Here is a 14,977-nt window from a genome sequence, read left to right on the forward strand (position 1 = left end):
TTCAGGCCGGGAAAGCGCGTGCCATCCGGGCCCGGTCCGGCGCTTCGATGACGCCCTTCTCGGTGACGATCACATCGATCAGGCCGGCCGGGGTGATGTCGAAGACAGGGTTCCAGGCGCGCACGCCTTCGGCCACGGTGCGGGTGCCTGAAACGCCCAGCAACTCGGCTGGATCACGCATCTCGATCTCGATGCCGGCACCGCTTTCCATCGCCATGTCGACGGTCGAGGACGGCGCCACGACCATGAACTTCACCCCGTAGTGGCGCGCGACGATGGCCAGCTGCGAGGAGCCGATCTTGTTGGCCGTGTCGCCGTTGGCACAGATGCGGTCGGCGCCGATGACCACCCATTGCACCTGACCGGAGGCCATCAGGTGGGCGGCGGCTGAATCGGCCACCAGCGTCGAGTCGATGCCGTCCTGCAACAGCTCCCACACCGTGAGGCGCGCACCCTGCAGCCACGGACGTGTTTCGCCGGCGAATATCCGCTCGACGCGGCCCGACGCGACCCCCGCCCGGATGACACCCAGCGCCGTGCCGAAACCCGCGGTGGCCAGCGAACCGGTGTTGCAATGGGTCAGCACGCCGCTGCCCGCGACCATGAGGTCGGAGCCCAGCTCACCCATGCGCCGGTTGGCGGCCAGGTCTTCCTCGGTGATCGCTTGCGCCTCGGCCTCCAGTCGCTCCTGCCAGTCGCTGCCCGATGCGGCCAGCACGCGGCCCATGCGGGCCAGTGCCCAGGCCAGGTTGACCGCCGTGGGGCGCGCGCGGTTGAGCACATCGACGGCATCGCGCAAGGCGCGCAACGCGTCCGGCCCGGAGTTGGCACGCACGTCGCGCCCGGCCAGCACCAGGCCCCAGGCGGCCGCGATGCCGATGGCGGGCGCCCCCCGCACGACGAGGTCATGGATGCCGCGCGCCACCGCCGGATGGTCGGCGCAGCGCACGTAGACTTCCTCGAACGGCAGCTTGCGCTGGTCGAGCATCTCCAGGGCGTCACCGGTCCAGCGCAGGGGCCGGACGCGGTCGTAGCGGGCGAAATCGATCATCGGGGTGGTCCGGAAAAGCCCGTAGTCTAGCAATCCGACAATGAGATGGAGTTGGCGGCTCCGTCCGCCATGTTTGCGTATGCTGGGCGCGTTGAACGTCCACGATGCCACTGTCCTCGCTTCCGCCCGGGATGCCCGTCGCTCCTGGCTTGGCTTCGTCGCCGCCGCCGCGGTCCTGGTGGTGGTGGGTGTCGCCGTGGTCGCCAGTACGCTGGTCACCGCGGCCGACGCGATGCGCATCGAACGCATGCAGCAGCGCCTGCTCGTCATCGAACGCTCGGTCACCGCCCTGCGCTCGGCCGAGGCTTCGCAGCGCCTGCACGTGCTGACCGGCGAGGCCGACAGCCTGTCCAACTTCCACTCGGCGTCCGCGGAGTTGCTCGCGATCATCGAGAGGCTTCGTGCGAACCCGCATCCCGATGCGATGCAACGCCAGCGGATCGACTCGCTGATCGCCATGGCCGAACCGCGCCTTGAGCACGCGCGGATGGTGACACGCGTCTATGCGCAGTCGGGTCTCGACGCCGCCGTGCACGAGCTTCGCCAGGGCGGCGGACTGGCGCTGAGCCGCGAGATCACCCAACTGGCCGAAACGATCGAGACGATCGACGAGTACGCCCTGGCTGCGGCGCAAGTCTCCCGCCGGAGGAACCATGTGGTGCTCATCGCCCTGGCGTTCGGCGGGATCGGTTTGAGCCTGGCGGTCCTGGCCCTGGTCCTGCGCCGCGTCCTGCGCGAGACCCACAGTATTGCCACGGCCCAGGGCCAGTTCGCCGAACGCTACGACACCGCTCGCGCCGCACAGGAGGACATGCAGGCCTTGAGCCGGTACGCCGGCCTGCTGCAGAGCTGCCGAAGCTTCGACGAAGCCCTGTCGGTGTCGCAACAGACCCTGGACCGCCTTTTCCCGGAGCTGGGCGGTGCGCTGTACCTGGCGCGTGCGTCGAAGGACTACGCAGAAAGGATGTTCACCTGGGGAAGCCTCCCGTCCCCGACCCGGGAACTGGCCGCACCCGACGACTGCTGGGCACTGCGCCGGGGCCACAGCTACTCCGTGCCCCAGATCCAGCGGGACGTCAAATGCGCGCACGTCGAGCTGCCTCCAGAGAACCAACCGGCGACGACGCTGTGCGTGCCGATGTCGGTCCAGGGCGAGTCCCTGGGCTTCCTGTACCTGGCGCGCAGCGGCGAAGGGCCGATCGCACGCGCGGCGCTGGCCGAGGCGGCGAGCGAGCAGTTGGCCCTGGCACTGTTCAACCTGCGCCTGCAGGACCAGTTGCGCGTGCAGTCGATCCGCGACCCGCTGACCGGCCTGTTCAACCGGCGCTACCTCGAGGAGTCGCTGACCCGTGAGACCGCCCGTGCCCAGCGGCGCGACGGGCACATCGCCGTGCTGATGATAGATGTCGATCATTTCAAGCGCTTCAACGACGATCACGGTCACGAGGCCGGCGACGCCGTCCTGCGGCACGTCGGCGAATTGCTGCGGGGCCAGTGCCGGGCCGAGGACGTGCCCTGCCGCTACGGCGGCGAGGAGTTCACGCTGATCCTGCCCGACACCGAATCGAAGTTCGCGATGCAGCGGGGTGACCAGATACGCGAAGCGATCGCGCGCGCCGAGCTCACGCACCTGGGCAGACCCCTGCCAGCGATCACCGTCACGATTGGCGTGGCCACTTACCCGCAGCAGGCGCTGCGGCCGGATGGACTGCTGCGCTGCGCCGACGCCGCGCTGTACGCCGCCAAGAAGGCCGGACGAAACCAGGTGCTGCTGGCCCCCGAGGGAAGCTGAAGCTCAGGCCCGCTCGAACGGAAACGCCAGCACGTCGGCGATCCGGTCGGTGCCCATCATCGTCATCAGCAGGCGCTCGACGCCGAGTGCCACGCCGGCGCACGCCGGCAGGCCGTGGTCGAGCGCCGCCAGCATCGCCTCATCCACCGGCGGACGCACCGCTCCGCGACCATGGCGCTTGTGGAGGTCGCGGGTGAAGCGCTGCCGCTGCTCGTTGCCATCGGTCAGCTCGTGGTAGCCGTTGGCCAGTTCAAGCGGACCGACGTAGAGCTCGAAACGCTCCGCCACCGGGGGTTCGTCCTCGCGGATCTTCGCCAGCGCACACTGGCTCGCCGGATAGTCGCTCAGCACCAGGATGCGCCCGTTCGACAGCGAGGGCTGGATCAGGTGGGTCATCAGCAGGTCCAGCCAGTCGTCGCGACCCAGTCCCTCGGGGTCGATCTCGTAGACCGCAAGTGGCGCGCGCAGCTCCTCCACGGACGCGGTGAACGGATCGATGCCCAGCTTCTTGCGGTAGAGCTCGCGGAACGTGGCGCGGCGCACCGCAGTGCGTCGACCCACCAGGCCCAGTGCGGCCTGCACGAGGTCGGCAGCTTCCTCGGCCAGGCGCCGGTGGTCCCATCCCACCCGGTACCACTCCAGCATCGTGAACTCGGGGTTGTGGCGGGTGCCGGCCTCGCCGTTGCGGAATACCCGACCCATCTCGTAGCAGTCGCCCACACCCGCGGCCACCAGGCGCTTGAGCGGGTACTCCGGCGAAGTGCGCAGCCAGCGCTTGGCGGGACCGCCGGCAGCGGGGCCATCGAACCGGGTGCTGAAGCTTTCGATGTTCGCATCGGTGTTGCCGCCGGCCGACAGCATCGGCGTCTCGACCTCCAGCACCCCGCGCTCGGCGAAGAACTCGCGGACGAGCTGGTACAGGCGTGCGCGAAGGCGCAGTGCTTCGATGCGGGCCGTGGGCTGCCAGTCGGCTGGGGTATGGGACATCGTCACGCTTCGTTCTGGGGCACCGGCCCCGGTGCCAGCAAGGTTATCGTCTGCACGCCGCAGTTCCTGAACCGCGCCCGCGCCACGTGCAGGCAGCGCGTACCGCGTCACGCAATCCGCCTGTCAGCGCGCGTGCCGCGCCAGGAATTCCAGCAGCCGCGCCTCGTCCCATACCTCCACGCCCAGCTGCCTGGCCTTGGCGAGCTTGCTTCCGGCAGCTTCGCCGGCGACCACGAAGCTGGTTTTCCTCGACACGCTGCCGGCCACCTTCGCGCCCAGGGCCTCGAGCTGCTCGCCGGCCGCGTCCCGGGTCATGGCGCTCAGCGCGCCGGTCAGCACCACGGTCTGTCCCTGCAAGGGACCCTCGGCGCTGCTGACCGGAGACAGCGCGCGCAGCTCGTCGACCAGTGCCTGCGCGCCGGTGAGGCGTGGGCCCCAGTGGGAATCCTCGAGCAGGTCCATCACCGCCTTCGCCGGCCCCGACGGCACGCCCATGGCCACCAGGCCGTGCGCGCCGGAGGCCTTCAGCGCCGCCAGCGAGGCGCAATGCTCGCCGATGCGCTCGATCGACGTGTCGCCCAGTCCATCGAGCGGAGCACCCAGCTGTTTGGCGGCGCGCAGCAGCGCGGCCAGTCCCAACCGCGAGAGCAACGTACCCGACGGTGCACCGCTGCCCTCGGGCACCACGCCGGCCGCGAGCAAGGCATCGATGACCGCTTCGTTGTGGGGTTCGGCGAAGAACGCAGCGATCGACTGCGCCACCTTGGGGCCCACGTCGGGCACCGACATGAGCACCAGCGCATCGGCGCGACGCACCGTGTCGAGCGTGCCGAACGCCTTGGCCAGGGCCTTCGCGGTTTCCTCGCCAGTCTGCAGGATGCCGAGCGCGAACAGCAGTCGCTCCAGCCGGGTGTGGCGGCTGCGGTCGATCGACTCGACGAGGTTCTCGGCCCATTTGGTGGCGACCTTTCCGGACTTCACCGTTTCCGGCGTCGTGCCGTCGCGCTCGTCGGCCCGACGGCGCATCGCCAGCAGGTCGTCGAGTTCGAGCCGGTAGAGGTCGGCCACGGTCTCCAGGAAGCCCAGGTCGACGAGATCCTCGACGAGACGCTCGCCCAGGCCCTCGATGTCCATCGCCCGGCGCGAGGCGAAATGGATCAATGCCTGCTTGCGTTGCGCGGGGCACACCAGGCCGCCGGTGCAGCGCGCCACGGACTCGCCCTCCTCGCGCACCACGGCCGAACCACAGGCCGGGCACGCGACCGGCATGTCGAAGCCCGCGTGGACCGGCTTGCCGTCGCCATCCAGAGGGCGCCGTTCGGTGATCACGCGCACCACTTCGGGGATCACGTCGCCGGCGCGGCGCACGATCACCGCATCGCCCACCCGCACGTCCAGGCGGGCGATCTGGTCGGCGTTGTGCAACGTGGCATTGGTCACCACGACACCCGCCACCTGCACCGGCGTGAGCCGCGCCACGGGCGTGATCGCACCGGTGCGTCCCACCTGCACCTCGATCGCCTCCACCGTCGTGGCTTCCTCGCGGGCCGGGTACTTGTGCGCGATCGCCCAGCGCGGGGCGCGCGCCACGAAACCCATCGCCCGCTGCTGCTCGAAGCGGTCCAGCTTGTAGACCACGCCGTCGATCTCGTAGGGAAGCGCGTCGCGGCGCTCGCCGATGCGCGCGTAATAGGCCAGCAGTCCGTCCGCGCCGCGCGTGGTGTCGGCCTCGGGAGACACGGGGAGCCCGAAGCCCTCAACGCCTGCAGCGTCTCGGAGTGTGTCTCGGGCACGTCCCAGCCTTCCACGACACCGAGCGAGTAGGCATAGAAGCCCAGCGGGCGCCTGGCGGTGATGCGCGGATCCAGCTGGCGCAGCGAGCCGGCCGCGCCGTTGCGGGGATTCGCCAGCGGCTTCTCGCCCTCGGCCAGCGCACGTTCGTTGAACGCGTTGAACGCCGCGCGCGGCATGTAGACTTCGCCACGAACCTCCAGCACCGGCGGCGCATCGCCGCGCAGCTTCAGCGGAATCGCGCGCACGGTGCGCAGGTTCGCGGTGACGTTCTCACCGCTCAGGCCGTCGCCACGGGTGGCGCCCTGCACCAGCTTGCCGTGTTCGTAGCGCAGGCTGATGGCCAGTCCATCGAGCTTGGGCTCGACCGAGAAGGCCGGGTTCGCATCTCCGGTGCCGTCGCTGATCCGGCGCACGAAGTCGTGCACCTCCGATTCGCTGAAGGCATTGCCCAGCGAGAGCATCGGCATCGCGTGCCGGACTTCCTCGAAGCCCTCCAGGCGTCCGGCCCCGACGCGCTGGGTCGGGGAGTCGGGGTCGGCCAGCTCCGGATGCTGCGCTTCGAGCTGTTCCAGCTCGCGCAGCAGGCGGTCGTACTCGGCGTCCGGGATCGAAGGGTCGTCGAGGACGTGGTAGCGGTAGTTCGCGTCCTCGAGCCGACGCCTCAGCCCGGCCGCGCGTTCGCGGACTTCATCGGAGCCGGCCATGGCACCGGCTTACCAGCGCGGGGGCTGGTTGGCCGCGTCGCGCTTGCGGTCGTAGGCGCGCAGTTCGTCGCGGATGTGGGCGATGCGCTGGCGCCCGAGCGCATTGCGCTCCTCGTCCAGCACGACGGCATCGAGCAGTTCGGCCATGCGCTGCGCGGTCGGCAGCATCATGTCCCACGCGTCCAGCGCCGGTACCGGCGTGGGCAGGGTCATGAAGAAGCTGATGCCCGGGGTCTGCAGTTGCTGGATTCCGGCCAGTTCGAAATTTCCCGGCTTGACCATGTTGGCGACGCTGAACACCGGCCCCTGCTCGGGATGGCCATCCACCAGTCGGTGGAAGATGCCCATGTAGCCATAGATGAGGCCGGCCTTCTCGGCCGCGACGACGAGGTCGGGCCCACTGAGCTGCGCACCGGCGCGCGCCGCCACGAAAAGCGTGAGGATGCGGTCGAACTGCTCGTCCGGACGCTCGCCGAGTTTCGCGTTGGCCGAACCGCCCGCCTTGGGCTCGACCCGGCCGCCACGGTGCGCGTGCTCGTCCTCGTCCCCGCCGCGATCCTCGGCATTTTCCTCCGCCAGCGTACGCTCGAGCAGTTCGAGCTCGGCCTGGATCTCGCGGTCGAACTCCGGATCTTCGCCCTGCGGCGCCACCGCGGACGCGCCGTCCTCGTCCTCGACCATGTCGCTCAGGGTCGGCTCGCGGCGCCCGGCTTCGGGCTCCGCGCCCCGGCGCCCGGTCGCGGCGGCGCTTCGCGCGCGCGGCCCACGACGGACCTGGTCCGGCTTTCCGGGACGGCCGAACCAGTAGATCGCGCCAATCAGGATCAGGCCTGCGATCAGCAGGATGATTCGAAGCTGGGTGGCATCCATCGTTGTCAGGGTCCTCCTCGGGGGGTCAGGCGGCGCCTGCCAGGCGGGTGGCTTCGTCGAGGTCGACGGAGACCAGGCGACTCACGCCCGGCTCGCGCATGGTGACACCCGACAACTGTCTCGCGGCTTCCATCGTGGCCTTGTTGTGGCTGACGAACAGGAACTGCACCTTCTCGCTCATCTCGGTGACCATCGCACAGAAGCGCCCGACGTTGGCTTCGTCGAGTGGCGCGTCGACCTCGTCGAGCAGGCAGAACGGCGCCGGGTTCAGGCGGAAGATCGCGAACACCAGCGCGACGGCGGTCAGCGCCTTCTCGCCGCCGGAAAGCAGCGTGATGTTGCTCACGCGCTTGCCCGGCGGACGCGCCATGATCGCCACGCCGGCATCCAGGAGGTCTTCGCCGGTCAATTCCAGGTAGGCGTGGCCACCGCCGAACAGGCGTGGATAGAGTTCCTGCACGCCGGAATTCACGCGGTCGAAGGTGTCCTTGAAGCGGCCGCGCGTCTCGCGGTCGATCTTGCGGATCGCGTCTTCCAGCGTCTCCAGCGCCGAGCTCAGGTCGAGGTGCTGCGCGTCGAGGTAGGTCTTGCGCTTCTCGGCCTCGCCGAATTCCTGGATCGCGGCCAGGTTGACCGGCTCCAGGCGGCGCATCTTCGCCTCGATCTCCACCAGCGCCTGTTGCCAGGCACCGACCTCGGCCTCGGCCGGCAGGTTGGCCAGCACGTCCTGCATCGACAGCTCGGCCGCGGCGATGCCCTCGTTGAGCTGCTGCTCGCGCAGCACCAGCGACTGCTCCTCCAGCCGGCGCTTGCCGATCAGCTCGCGCTGGGCCAGCGACTGCTGGTCGCGCTGCTGCCGGGTCTGCTCGTACTGGCGCATTTCCGCCTCGATACCGTCCACGCGCGAGCGCGCGGTGGCCAGGTCCTTCTCGACCAGCACACGCTGGTCCAGGCAGGTCTGGCGCTCGGACTGCAGCGCCTGCACCGGCGCATCGCCCTCGCCCAGCTGGCCACCCAGTTCCGCCAGCCGCTGCTCGAGTTGCCCGCGCTGGGTGCCCATGCGCGCCAGGGCCTGGGTCAGCGCGGTCACCTTGGTGCGTCGGCTCTCCTGCGACAGGGCCAGCTGGTGGGTGGTGTCGCGCGCTTCGCGCACCGCGTTGCGGGCCGCGTCGCGCTGTTCGCCGAGGCCACGGCGCTCGGCCTCGAGTGCGTGGCGCTCGTCCTCCAGCTCGCCCATGCGCTCCATGCTGTGCTCGAGCCGGCCGCGCGCCTCGGTGGCGCGCTCCTGCGACTCCGACAGGGTGGTCGCCAGCTGTCCCAGCTCCTGTTCGATCCGGGCCAGGCGACCCTGGGCGGACTCCAGGCGGCCGGTCTGGCTCTGGATCTGGCCGCCCAGTTCGGAAACGCTGCGGTGCGCCAGGTACAGGGCGCGCTGGGCGTCCTCGCGCTGCTGTTCGGCTTCCAGCTGCCGTGACTTCAGGTTGGCCTGGGCCTCGACCAGCGCATCCTCGCGCTCGCCCAGTGTGTCGATCTCCGCCTTGAGCGCCTGGATCTCGCGCTCGCGCGCCAGTGCGCCCTGCTGCGCCTCGCCGGAACGGATCACGCGCACCCAGCCCGGGCCGGCCCATTCGCCGCTTCGGGTAATCACCGCCTCGCCGTCGCCCAGGCCGCCAACGCGGCCGCGCGCTCGGCCAGGTCCTCGGCGAACTTCACGTTCTTCAGCAGGCGCCGCACGGCCGCCGGCCCACGAAGCTTGGAGGCCAGCGAGTCGTCCGGCACCGTGACTTCGGCGGCCTCGGCCGACACCAGCGCCACGCGACCGTTGTCGAACTCGGCCAGCGAATCGAACAGGCGGTCCGGGGCATCCACGGCCACGCCCTGCAGCAGCGTGCCAAGCACCGTCTCCACCGCGGTCTCCCAGCCGGCTTCGACCTCGAGCAGCTCGCCGACGCGCGGCGCGCCTTCCAGGCCCTGTGCGCGCAGCCAGTCCAGCGCCGCGCCCTTCTCCTGCCCCAGCGCGGCATGCTGCAGTGCCTCGAGCGAACCCAGCCGGCCGCGGGCGGCCTGCACCTGCTTGCGCAGCTCGGCCAGTTCAGCCTGCCCCGCCCGCTGCGATTCCTGCACTTCGGCCACCGCCTGCTTTCGGGCCTCCAGCGCATCGCCGAGTTCGTCGAGCCCCTGCTTCTGCTCGTCATGCTGCTCGCGCAGCGCGGCCAGTGCCTCCGACAGCGCGGACACGTCCAGGCCGCCACGCTCGCCGGTCAGCGCCTCGTGGCGGGAATTGGCCTCCAGCGCCTGGCGCTCGAGGTATTCGATCTTGGTGCGCTCCACGTCGGCGGCGCGCGCGGCTTCGGACTGGGTGCGCGCATGGGTGTCCCAGCGCTGCTGCCAGTCCACCAGCGCCGCCTCGGCGACGCGCAGCGCCTCCTGGCGCTCGGCGTCCTGCTCGCGCAGCGATGCCAGCCGCGGCTCGTCGGCCTCCATCGATTCGCGCAGCTCGGCCAGCTGGCGCTCGTCGTCCTCGATGTGCGCGGTCAGTTCCGCCAGCGCCCCCTGGGTTTCGCCATGGCCACGCTCCAAGCGCTCGCGCAGCTCGCGCGAATGCTGGATCTGCTGCTCGATCCGGGCGATGTCGGCGCTGACCTGGTAGACCCGGGCCTGGGCCTGGTTGAGCACCTCGCGGGCCTCGCCGTGCTGCTCGCGGCAGGCCTCGATCTGGGCCTCGGCATGGCGCTGCTCGGCGATGAGCTGCTCCAGCTTCGTCTCGTCCTGGGCCAGCGTCTCGCGCAGGCCACCGAGCTCGGCGTCGAGCTTGCGGTAGAGCAGCGCCTTGAGCTGGGCGTCCTTCTCGCGCTGGCTGTCCTTGAGCGCGGTGTACTGCTCGGCGGCTCGCGCCTGACGCTTCAGGTGTTCAAGTTGTTTATCAACTTCATCACGTACATCGTTGAGTCGATCCAGGTTTTCCCGGGTATGCCGGATCCGGATCTCGGTCTCGCGGCGGCGCTCCTTGTACTTGGAGATGCCGGCGGCCTCCTCCAGGTAGACGCGCAGTTCCTCGGGCTTGGCCTCGATGATCTGGCTGATCATGCCCTGCTCGATGATCGAGTAGCTGCGCGGGCCCAGGCCGGTGCCGAGGAACAGGTCGGTGATGTCGCGGCGGCGGCACTTGCTGCCGTTCAGGTAGTACACGCTCTGGCCGTCACGGCTGACGGTGCGCTTGACCGAGATTTCCGAGAACCGGGCGAACTCGCCGCCCACCAGCCCGTCGGCGTTGTCGAACACCAGCTCGACCATGGCCTGGCTGACCGGCTTGCGCGAGGCCGAGCCGGAGAAGATGACGTCGGTGAGGCTGTCGCCGCGCAGGCGGCTGGCCGAGCTCTCGCCCATGACCCAGCGCACCGCATCGATGATGTTGGACTTGCCGCAGCCGTTCGGGCCCACCACGCCGGTCATGTTGGTCGGCAGGTGCAGCACGGTCGAATCGACGAAGGACTTGAAGCCCGAGAGCTTGATCGTGGAGAGGCGCATGGGTCGGGACTATACGCTGCCGCGGCGGCTTCGAAGAAGGTGGCAGGGCATGCCCGGCCTCATCGCCCGGCCTCGGCCGGCGTGCGGGCCGTCATCGACAACGCATGGATGTCGGTCACCATCATGTCGCCGAGCGCTTCGTACACCGCCCGGTGCCGGGCGATCGGGTTGAGGCCCTCGAACGCGGCGCTGGTGACCAGCACCTTGAAGTGGCCGCGTCCGTCGCGCGCGCCCTCGTGGCCGGCGTGCTTGTGGCTCTCGTCGATGACCTCCAGCGCCTCGGGGGCCAGCGCGGCCTCCAGCGCGGCGCGGATGCGCTCGACCCGGGTTTCGCGCGGGCCGATCACGGCAACACCCGCTTGAACGGCCGCACGTCGACCTGTTCGTAGACGCCGGCGGCAAGGTAGGGGTCGGCATCGGCCCAGGCCCGGGCCAGGGCAAGCGAAGCGAACTCGGCGACGATCAGGCTGCCGCTGAATCCGTTGCTGCCCGGGTCCTCGGCATCGATCGCCGGGCACGGGCCGGCCACCAGCAGGCGCCCCTGGTCGCGCAGGGCCTCGAGGCGCTGCACGTGGGCCGGTCGCGCCTCGAGGCGCGCCTTGAGGCTGTCGGGGCGGTCATGCCCGAAGATCACGTACCACATGTGGTCTATCCGAAAAGGTCCTGGCTGGGCATGATACTGCGATGAGCAACCGCCTCCGCGTGCATCCGGTGTCCCCGCAGCAGCGCCTCGTCGATCGTGCCGCCGACGTCGTCCGCCAGGGTGGCCTGCTGCTGTGCCCGACCGATGCCGGCTACGCATTCGTCTGGGGCGTGGACGCCCGCGACGCCGAGGCCCGGGTGGTGCGCCTGCGGGCGCTGGACACCACTCACCCTTTCACCTTACTCTGTCGGTCAATGAGTGAAGCCGGCCACTTGGCCCGCATCGACGATCAGGCCTTCCGGCTGATCCGCTCACACACTCCCGGCCCGTGTACGTTCATCCTGCCGGCGCATCCGGTTTGCCCCGCCGCCTCAAGCAGGCCAAGCGTCGTGCCGTGGGTATCCGCATACCCGACCACCCGGCTGCCATGGCGCTGATGGAAACGGTAGGCGAACCGTTGTTGACGACCAGCCTCGTGCTGCCGGACACCGACGCCGAGGAACTGCCCAGCCACGAGGCCGAGACAGTCGCGGAAACGATGCTCAAGCACGTGGACCTGATGCTCGATGCCGAGGACTGCCCGTCTGGCCCGACCTCGGTCATCGACTGTACCGGGGACATGCCGGAACTGCTCCGCGAGGGATTCCGGCCGATCGACCTGGATTGAACGCATGCGGGTGACGCCGTCGGCGACCAGGGGACGCGAACCATGCCCACCGGGCACCCGCGCGACACACAGCCCGAAAGGGGCTCCAGAGACCTGATGGCACAAGCGAACGCGACCGGGCCCACCGAGGCCACCGACAGCACAGCCCCCGCCGCGGCCACCGCGCCGGAGGCGGCGAGCTCGCGCCAGCAGGAGATCCCGCTGGCCGTGGTGCGCGGCGAGCCGATGGTCGAGGTGCCGCAGGACCTCTACATCCCGCCCGACGCGCTGGAAGTGATCCTGGAGGCGTTCGAGGGCCCCCTCGACCTGCTGCTGTACCTGATCCGCCGGCAGAACCTCGACATCCTCGACATCCCGGTACTGCAGATCACCCAGCAGTACATGGGCTACATCGAACTGATGCAGGAGATGCGTTTCGAACTGGCCGCGGAGTACCTGCTGATGGCCGCGATCCTGGCCGAGATCAAGTCGCGCATGCTGCTGCCGCGACCGCCGGTCGAGGAAGGCCACGAGGACGACCCGCGTGCGGAGCTGGTGCGGCGCCTGCAGGAGTACGAACGTTTCAAGCAGGCCGCCCTCGACATCGACTCCTTGCCGCGCATGGAACGCGACACCGCGATGGCCTCGGTGCAGGTCTCCGACCGCGACGTGATCCGCCTGCCGCCGCCGGTCGACCTGCGCGAGATGCTGGTGGCGCTGCGCGACGTGCTCAAGCGCGCCGACCTGTTCAGCCACCACGCGATCCAGCGCGAGCGGCTGAGCGTGCGCCAGCGCATGGGCGAACTGCTCGAGCGGCTCGGCGACGGCGCGTTCCACGACTTCATCTCGCTGTTCGACCCCGCCGAAGGCCGGCTGGGCGTCGTGGTGACCTTCCTGGCCACGCTGGAACTGGCCAAGGAGCAATTGCTGGACCTGGTACAGGAGGTCCCGCTGGGGCCGATCTACGTGAAATCAAAAGCGGTGGCCGAACACGCATGAGCGATGAGAACACCCCGATGGGCGCCGCGCATGGCAGCGGCGACGACGCCAACGCGGAAGCGACGACGATCCACCGCGACGAGGCGGCAGACCAGGCCGCAGCGGAGCCGGCGCAGGACGTGGCCGACGCCATCCCTGCCCCTTCGATGGACATGCCGCTGCTCAAGCGCATCGTCGAAGCCGCACTGCTGGCAGCCAGCCAGCCGATGGGCACCAAGCAGCTGGCGGAGCTTTTCCCCGAGGGCGAGGCCCCGTCGCACCAGATCCTGCAGCAGGCGCTGGAGTCACTTGCCGGCGACTGCGAGGGGCGCGGCGTGGAGCTGGTCGAGGTGGCCTCGGGTTACCGCTACCAGGTCCGTGGCGAGGTCTACCCCTGGGTCTCGCGCCTGTGGACCGAACGCCAGACCCGCTATGGCCGCGCCGTGCTGGAGACGCTGGCGTTGATCGCCTATCGCCAGCCGATCACCCGCGGCGAGATCGAGTCGGTTCGCGGCGTGGCGGTGAGCACCAACATCATCCGCACGCTCGAGGAGCGCGACTGGATCCGTGTCGTGGGGCACCGCGACGTACCGGGCAAGCCGGCGCTGCTGGGCACCACCCGCGGCTTCCTCGACTACTTCGGCCTCAAGAGCCTCGACCAGTTGCCGCCACTGGCGGAGCTGCGCGACATTCCCGACCTCGAACCGGAGCTGCCGTTCGACGGCGACAAGGCACCGGCGTGGCCCACGTGGCCACCGGCGAGGACACCCCGGCCGATGACGGCCAAGACCCGGGCGCCGACACCGGCCCCGACACCGAAGGCACCGTCGCGACGACGGACGCCCCCACCCCGGAAGAAACCGCCGCGCCCGTCGACGATGACGACGCCCGGCCGGAGCAGAACAATCCATGAGTGAATCAAAAAGCCGCGTCCTGTCCCTGAAGCGTGGAAGCGACGCCGCCCCGAGCAAGAACACCGAGGAGCGCCTGCACAAGGTGCTGGCACAGGCCGGTCTCGGCTCCCGACGGGCACTGGAAGAGCGCATCGCCGACGGCCTGGTGAAGGTCAACGGCGAGGTGGCCCAGGTTGGCCAGAGCATCCGCAGCGGCGACCGCGTGGAGCTCGACGGCAAGGCCTTCATGGCCACCGCGCTGACCGAGCCGGCCCGCGTGCTGGTCTACCACAAGCCCGAGGGCGAGGTGACCACGCGCGAGGACCCCGAGGGTCGTCCCACCGTGTTCGACAAGCTGCCGCGCATCAAGGGCGCGCGCTGGATCAACGTCGGCCGCCTGGACATCAACACCACCGGCCTTCTCCTGCTGACCACCGACGGCGAGCTGGCGAACGCGCTGATGCACCCCTCGCGTGAGGTCGAACGCGAGTACGTGTGCCGCATCCACGGCGAAGTGTCGGAGGAAGTGATCCGCACCCTGTCGCGCGGCGTCGAGCTCGACGATGGCCCGGCGAAGTTCAAGGAGATCGAGTCGATCGGCAGCAGCGACTCGCACGCCTGGTTCAAGGTGGTCATCGAGGAGGGCCGCAACCGCGAGGTGCGCCGCCTGTGGGAGTCGCAAGGCTTCCAGGTCAGCCGCCTCAAGCGCGTGCGCTATGGCGACATCACCCTGCCCCGCCTGCTCAAGCGTGGCCACAGCGAGGAGCTGTCGCCCGAAGCGGTGGCCAAACTGCTCAAGTCGCTGGGCCTGGAGCAGCATCCGGATGGACTGACCCTGCACCAGGTGATCGGCCAGCGCCGGGCACGCGCCGAGGTGAAGGTGAGCCACGAGGACCGGCAGGCCGGTTACGTGGCCGGACATGTCGCCGACGAGGGCCGCGAGCTGCGCAAGTTCGACAACCTGCGTGACGAGGGTCCGGCGCGACGCGGTCGCCCGGCGGGTCCGGGTCGCGGGCGTCCGGCCGGCCCGGGTGGTCGTCCAGCTGGCGGCCGCCCCGGCGCGGCAAGCCCGCGCGGTCCCGGCCGGGTCC

Annotated in this window: 8 protein-coding genes and 4 pseudogenes; 5 read left to right on the forward strand and 7 right to left on the reverse strand. The window is 69.9% G+C overall.

Annotation, left to right across the window (positions count from 1 at the left end; genetic code table 11):
* Position 1 precedes the first annotated feature (1 nt).
* Positions 2 to 1,051: an S-methyl-5-thioribose-1-phosphate isomerase gene (gene mtnA, locus FU658_RS13530; RefSeq protein WP_147892563.1), complete on the reverse strand. Its 1,050-nt coding sequence runs from the start codon at positions 1,049 to 1,051 to the stop codon at positions 2 to 4.
* A gap of 79 nt (positions 1,052 to 1,130) precedes the next feature.
* Here mtnA and FU658_RS13535 point away from each other — a divergent pair, with 79 nt between their 5' ends.
* A complete protein-coding gene (locus tag FU658_RS13535) occupies positions 1,131 to 2,843 on the forward strand; it encodes a diguanylate cyclase (RefSeq protein ID WP_187266134.1) in 1,713 nt (570 codons plus the stop codon).
* Positions 2,844 to 2,846: 3 nt separating this feature from the next.
* Here FU658_RS13535 and epmA read toward each other — a convergent pair whose 3' ends face one another.
* The 6 genes and pseudogenes from epmA to FU658_RS13565 all read right to left on the reverse strand — a co-directional run bounded on the left by epmA (position 2,847) and on the right by FU658_RS13565 (position 11,369).
* The gene (gene epmA, locus FU658_RS13540; protein WP_147892565.1) at positions 2,847 to 3,830 is read right to left on the reverse strand and encodes an EF-P lysine aminoacylase EpmA; all 984 of its coding nucleotides are present in this window, start codon (positions 3,828 to 3,830) and stop codon (positions 2,847 to 2,849) included.
* Between the two features lie 123 nt (positions 3,831 to 3,953).
* A pseudogene (gene ligA / locus FU658_RS13545) lies at positions 3,954 to 6,328 on the reverse strand (NAD-dependent DNA ligase LigA).
* 9 nt (positions 6,329 to 6,337) lie between these two features.
* Positions 6,338 to 7,198, reverse strand: coding sequence for a cell division protein ZipA (zipA, locus tag FU658_RS13550; RefSeq protein ID WP_147892566.1), 861 nt, complete (start codon positions 7,196 to 7,198; stop codon positions 6,338 to 6,340).
* 25 nt (positions 7,199 to 7,223) lie between these two features.
* Positions 7,224 to 10,726, reverse strand: a pseudogene (gene smc, locus FU658_RS13555) (chromosome segregation protein SMC).
* 59 nt (positions 10,727 to 10,785) lie between these two features.
* Positions 10,786 to 11,070, reverse strand: coding sequence for a BolA family protein (locus FU658_RS13560; RefSeq protein WP_187266137.1), 285 nt, complete (start codon positions 11,068 to 11,070; stop codon positions 10,786 to 10,788).
* Positions 11,070 to 11,369 carry a YciI family protein gene (locus FU658_RS13565; protein ID WP_147892568.1) on the reverse strand — a complete coding sequence of 100 codons (300 nt, stop codon included), beginning with the start codon at positions 11,367 to 11,369 and terminating at the stop codon, positions 11,070 to 11,072. The genes FU658_RS13560 and FU658_RS13565 overlap by 1 nt, the downstream gene beginning before the upstream one ends.
* A gap of 41 nt (positions 11,370 to 11,410) precedes the next feature.
* Here FU658_RS13565 and FU658_RS16180 point away from each other — a divergent pair.
* The 4 genes and pseudogenes from FU658_RS16180 to rluB all read left to right on the forward strand — a co-directional run.
* Positions 11,411 to 12,036, forward strand: a pseudogene (locus tag FU658_RS16180) (L-threonylcarbamoyladenylate synthase).
* A 96-nt stretch (positions 12,037 to 12,132) separates the two neighbouring features.
* On the forward strand, positions 12,133 to 13,014 hold the full coding sequence (locus FU658_RS13580; RefSeq protein ID WP_147892571.1) for a segregation and condensation protein A: 882 nt from the start codon (positions 12,133 to 12,135) through the stop codon (positions 13,012 to 13,014).
* Between the two features lie 146 nt (positions 13,015 to 13,160).
* Positions 13,161 to 13,873, forward strand: a pseudogene (gene scpB, locus FU658_RS13585) (SMC-Scp complex subunit ScpB); the annotation flags it as partial.
* Positions 13,874 to 13,902: 29 nt separating this feature from the next.
* The coding region (gene rluB / locus FU658_RS13590; protein ID WP_147892572.1) for a 23S rRNA pseudouridine(2605) synthase RluB at positions 13,903 to 14,977 on the forward strand (1,075 nt) is incomplete at its 3' end.

The sequence above is a fragment of the Alkalisalibacterium limincola genome (assembly GCF_008017755.1).
GTDB classification, from domain to species: domain Bacteria; phylum Pseudomonadota; class Gammaproteobacteria; order Xanthomonadales; family Xanthomonadaceae; genus Alkalisalibacterium; species Alkalisalibacterium limincola.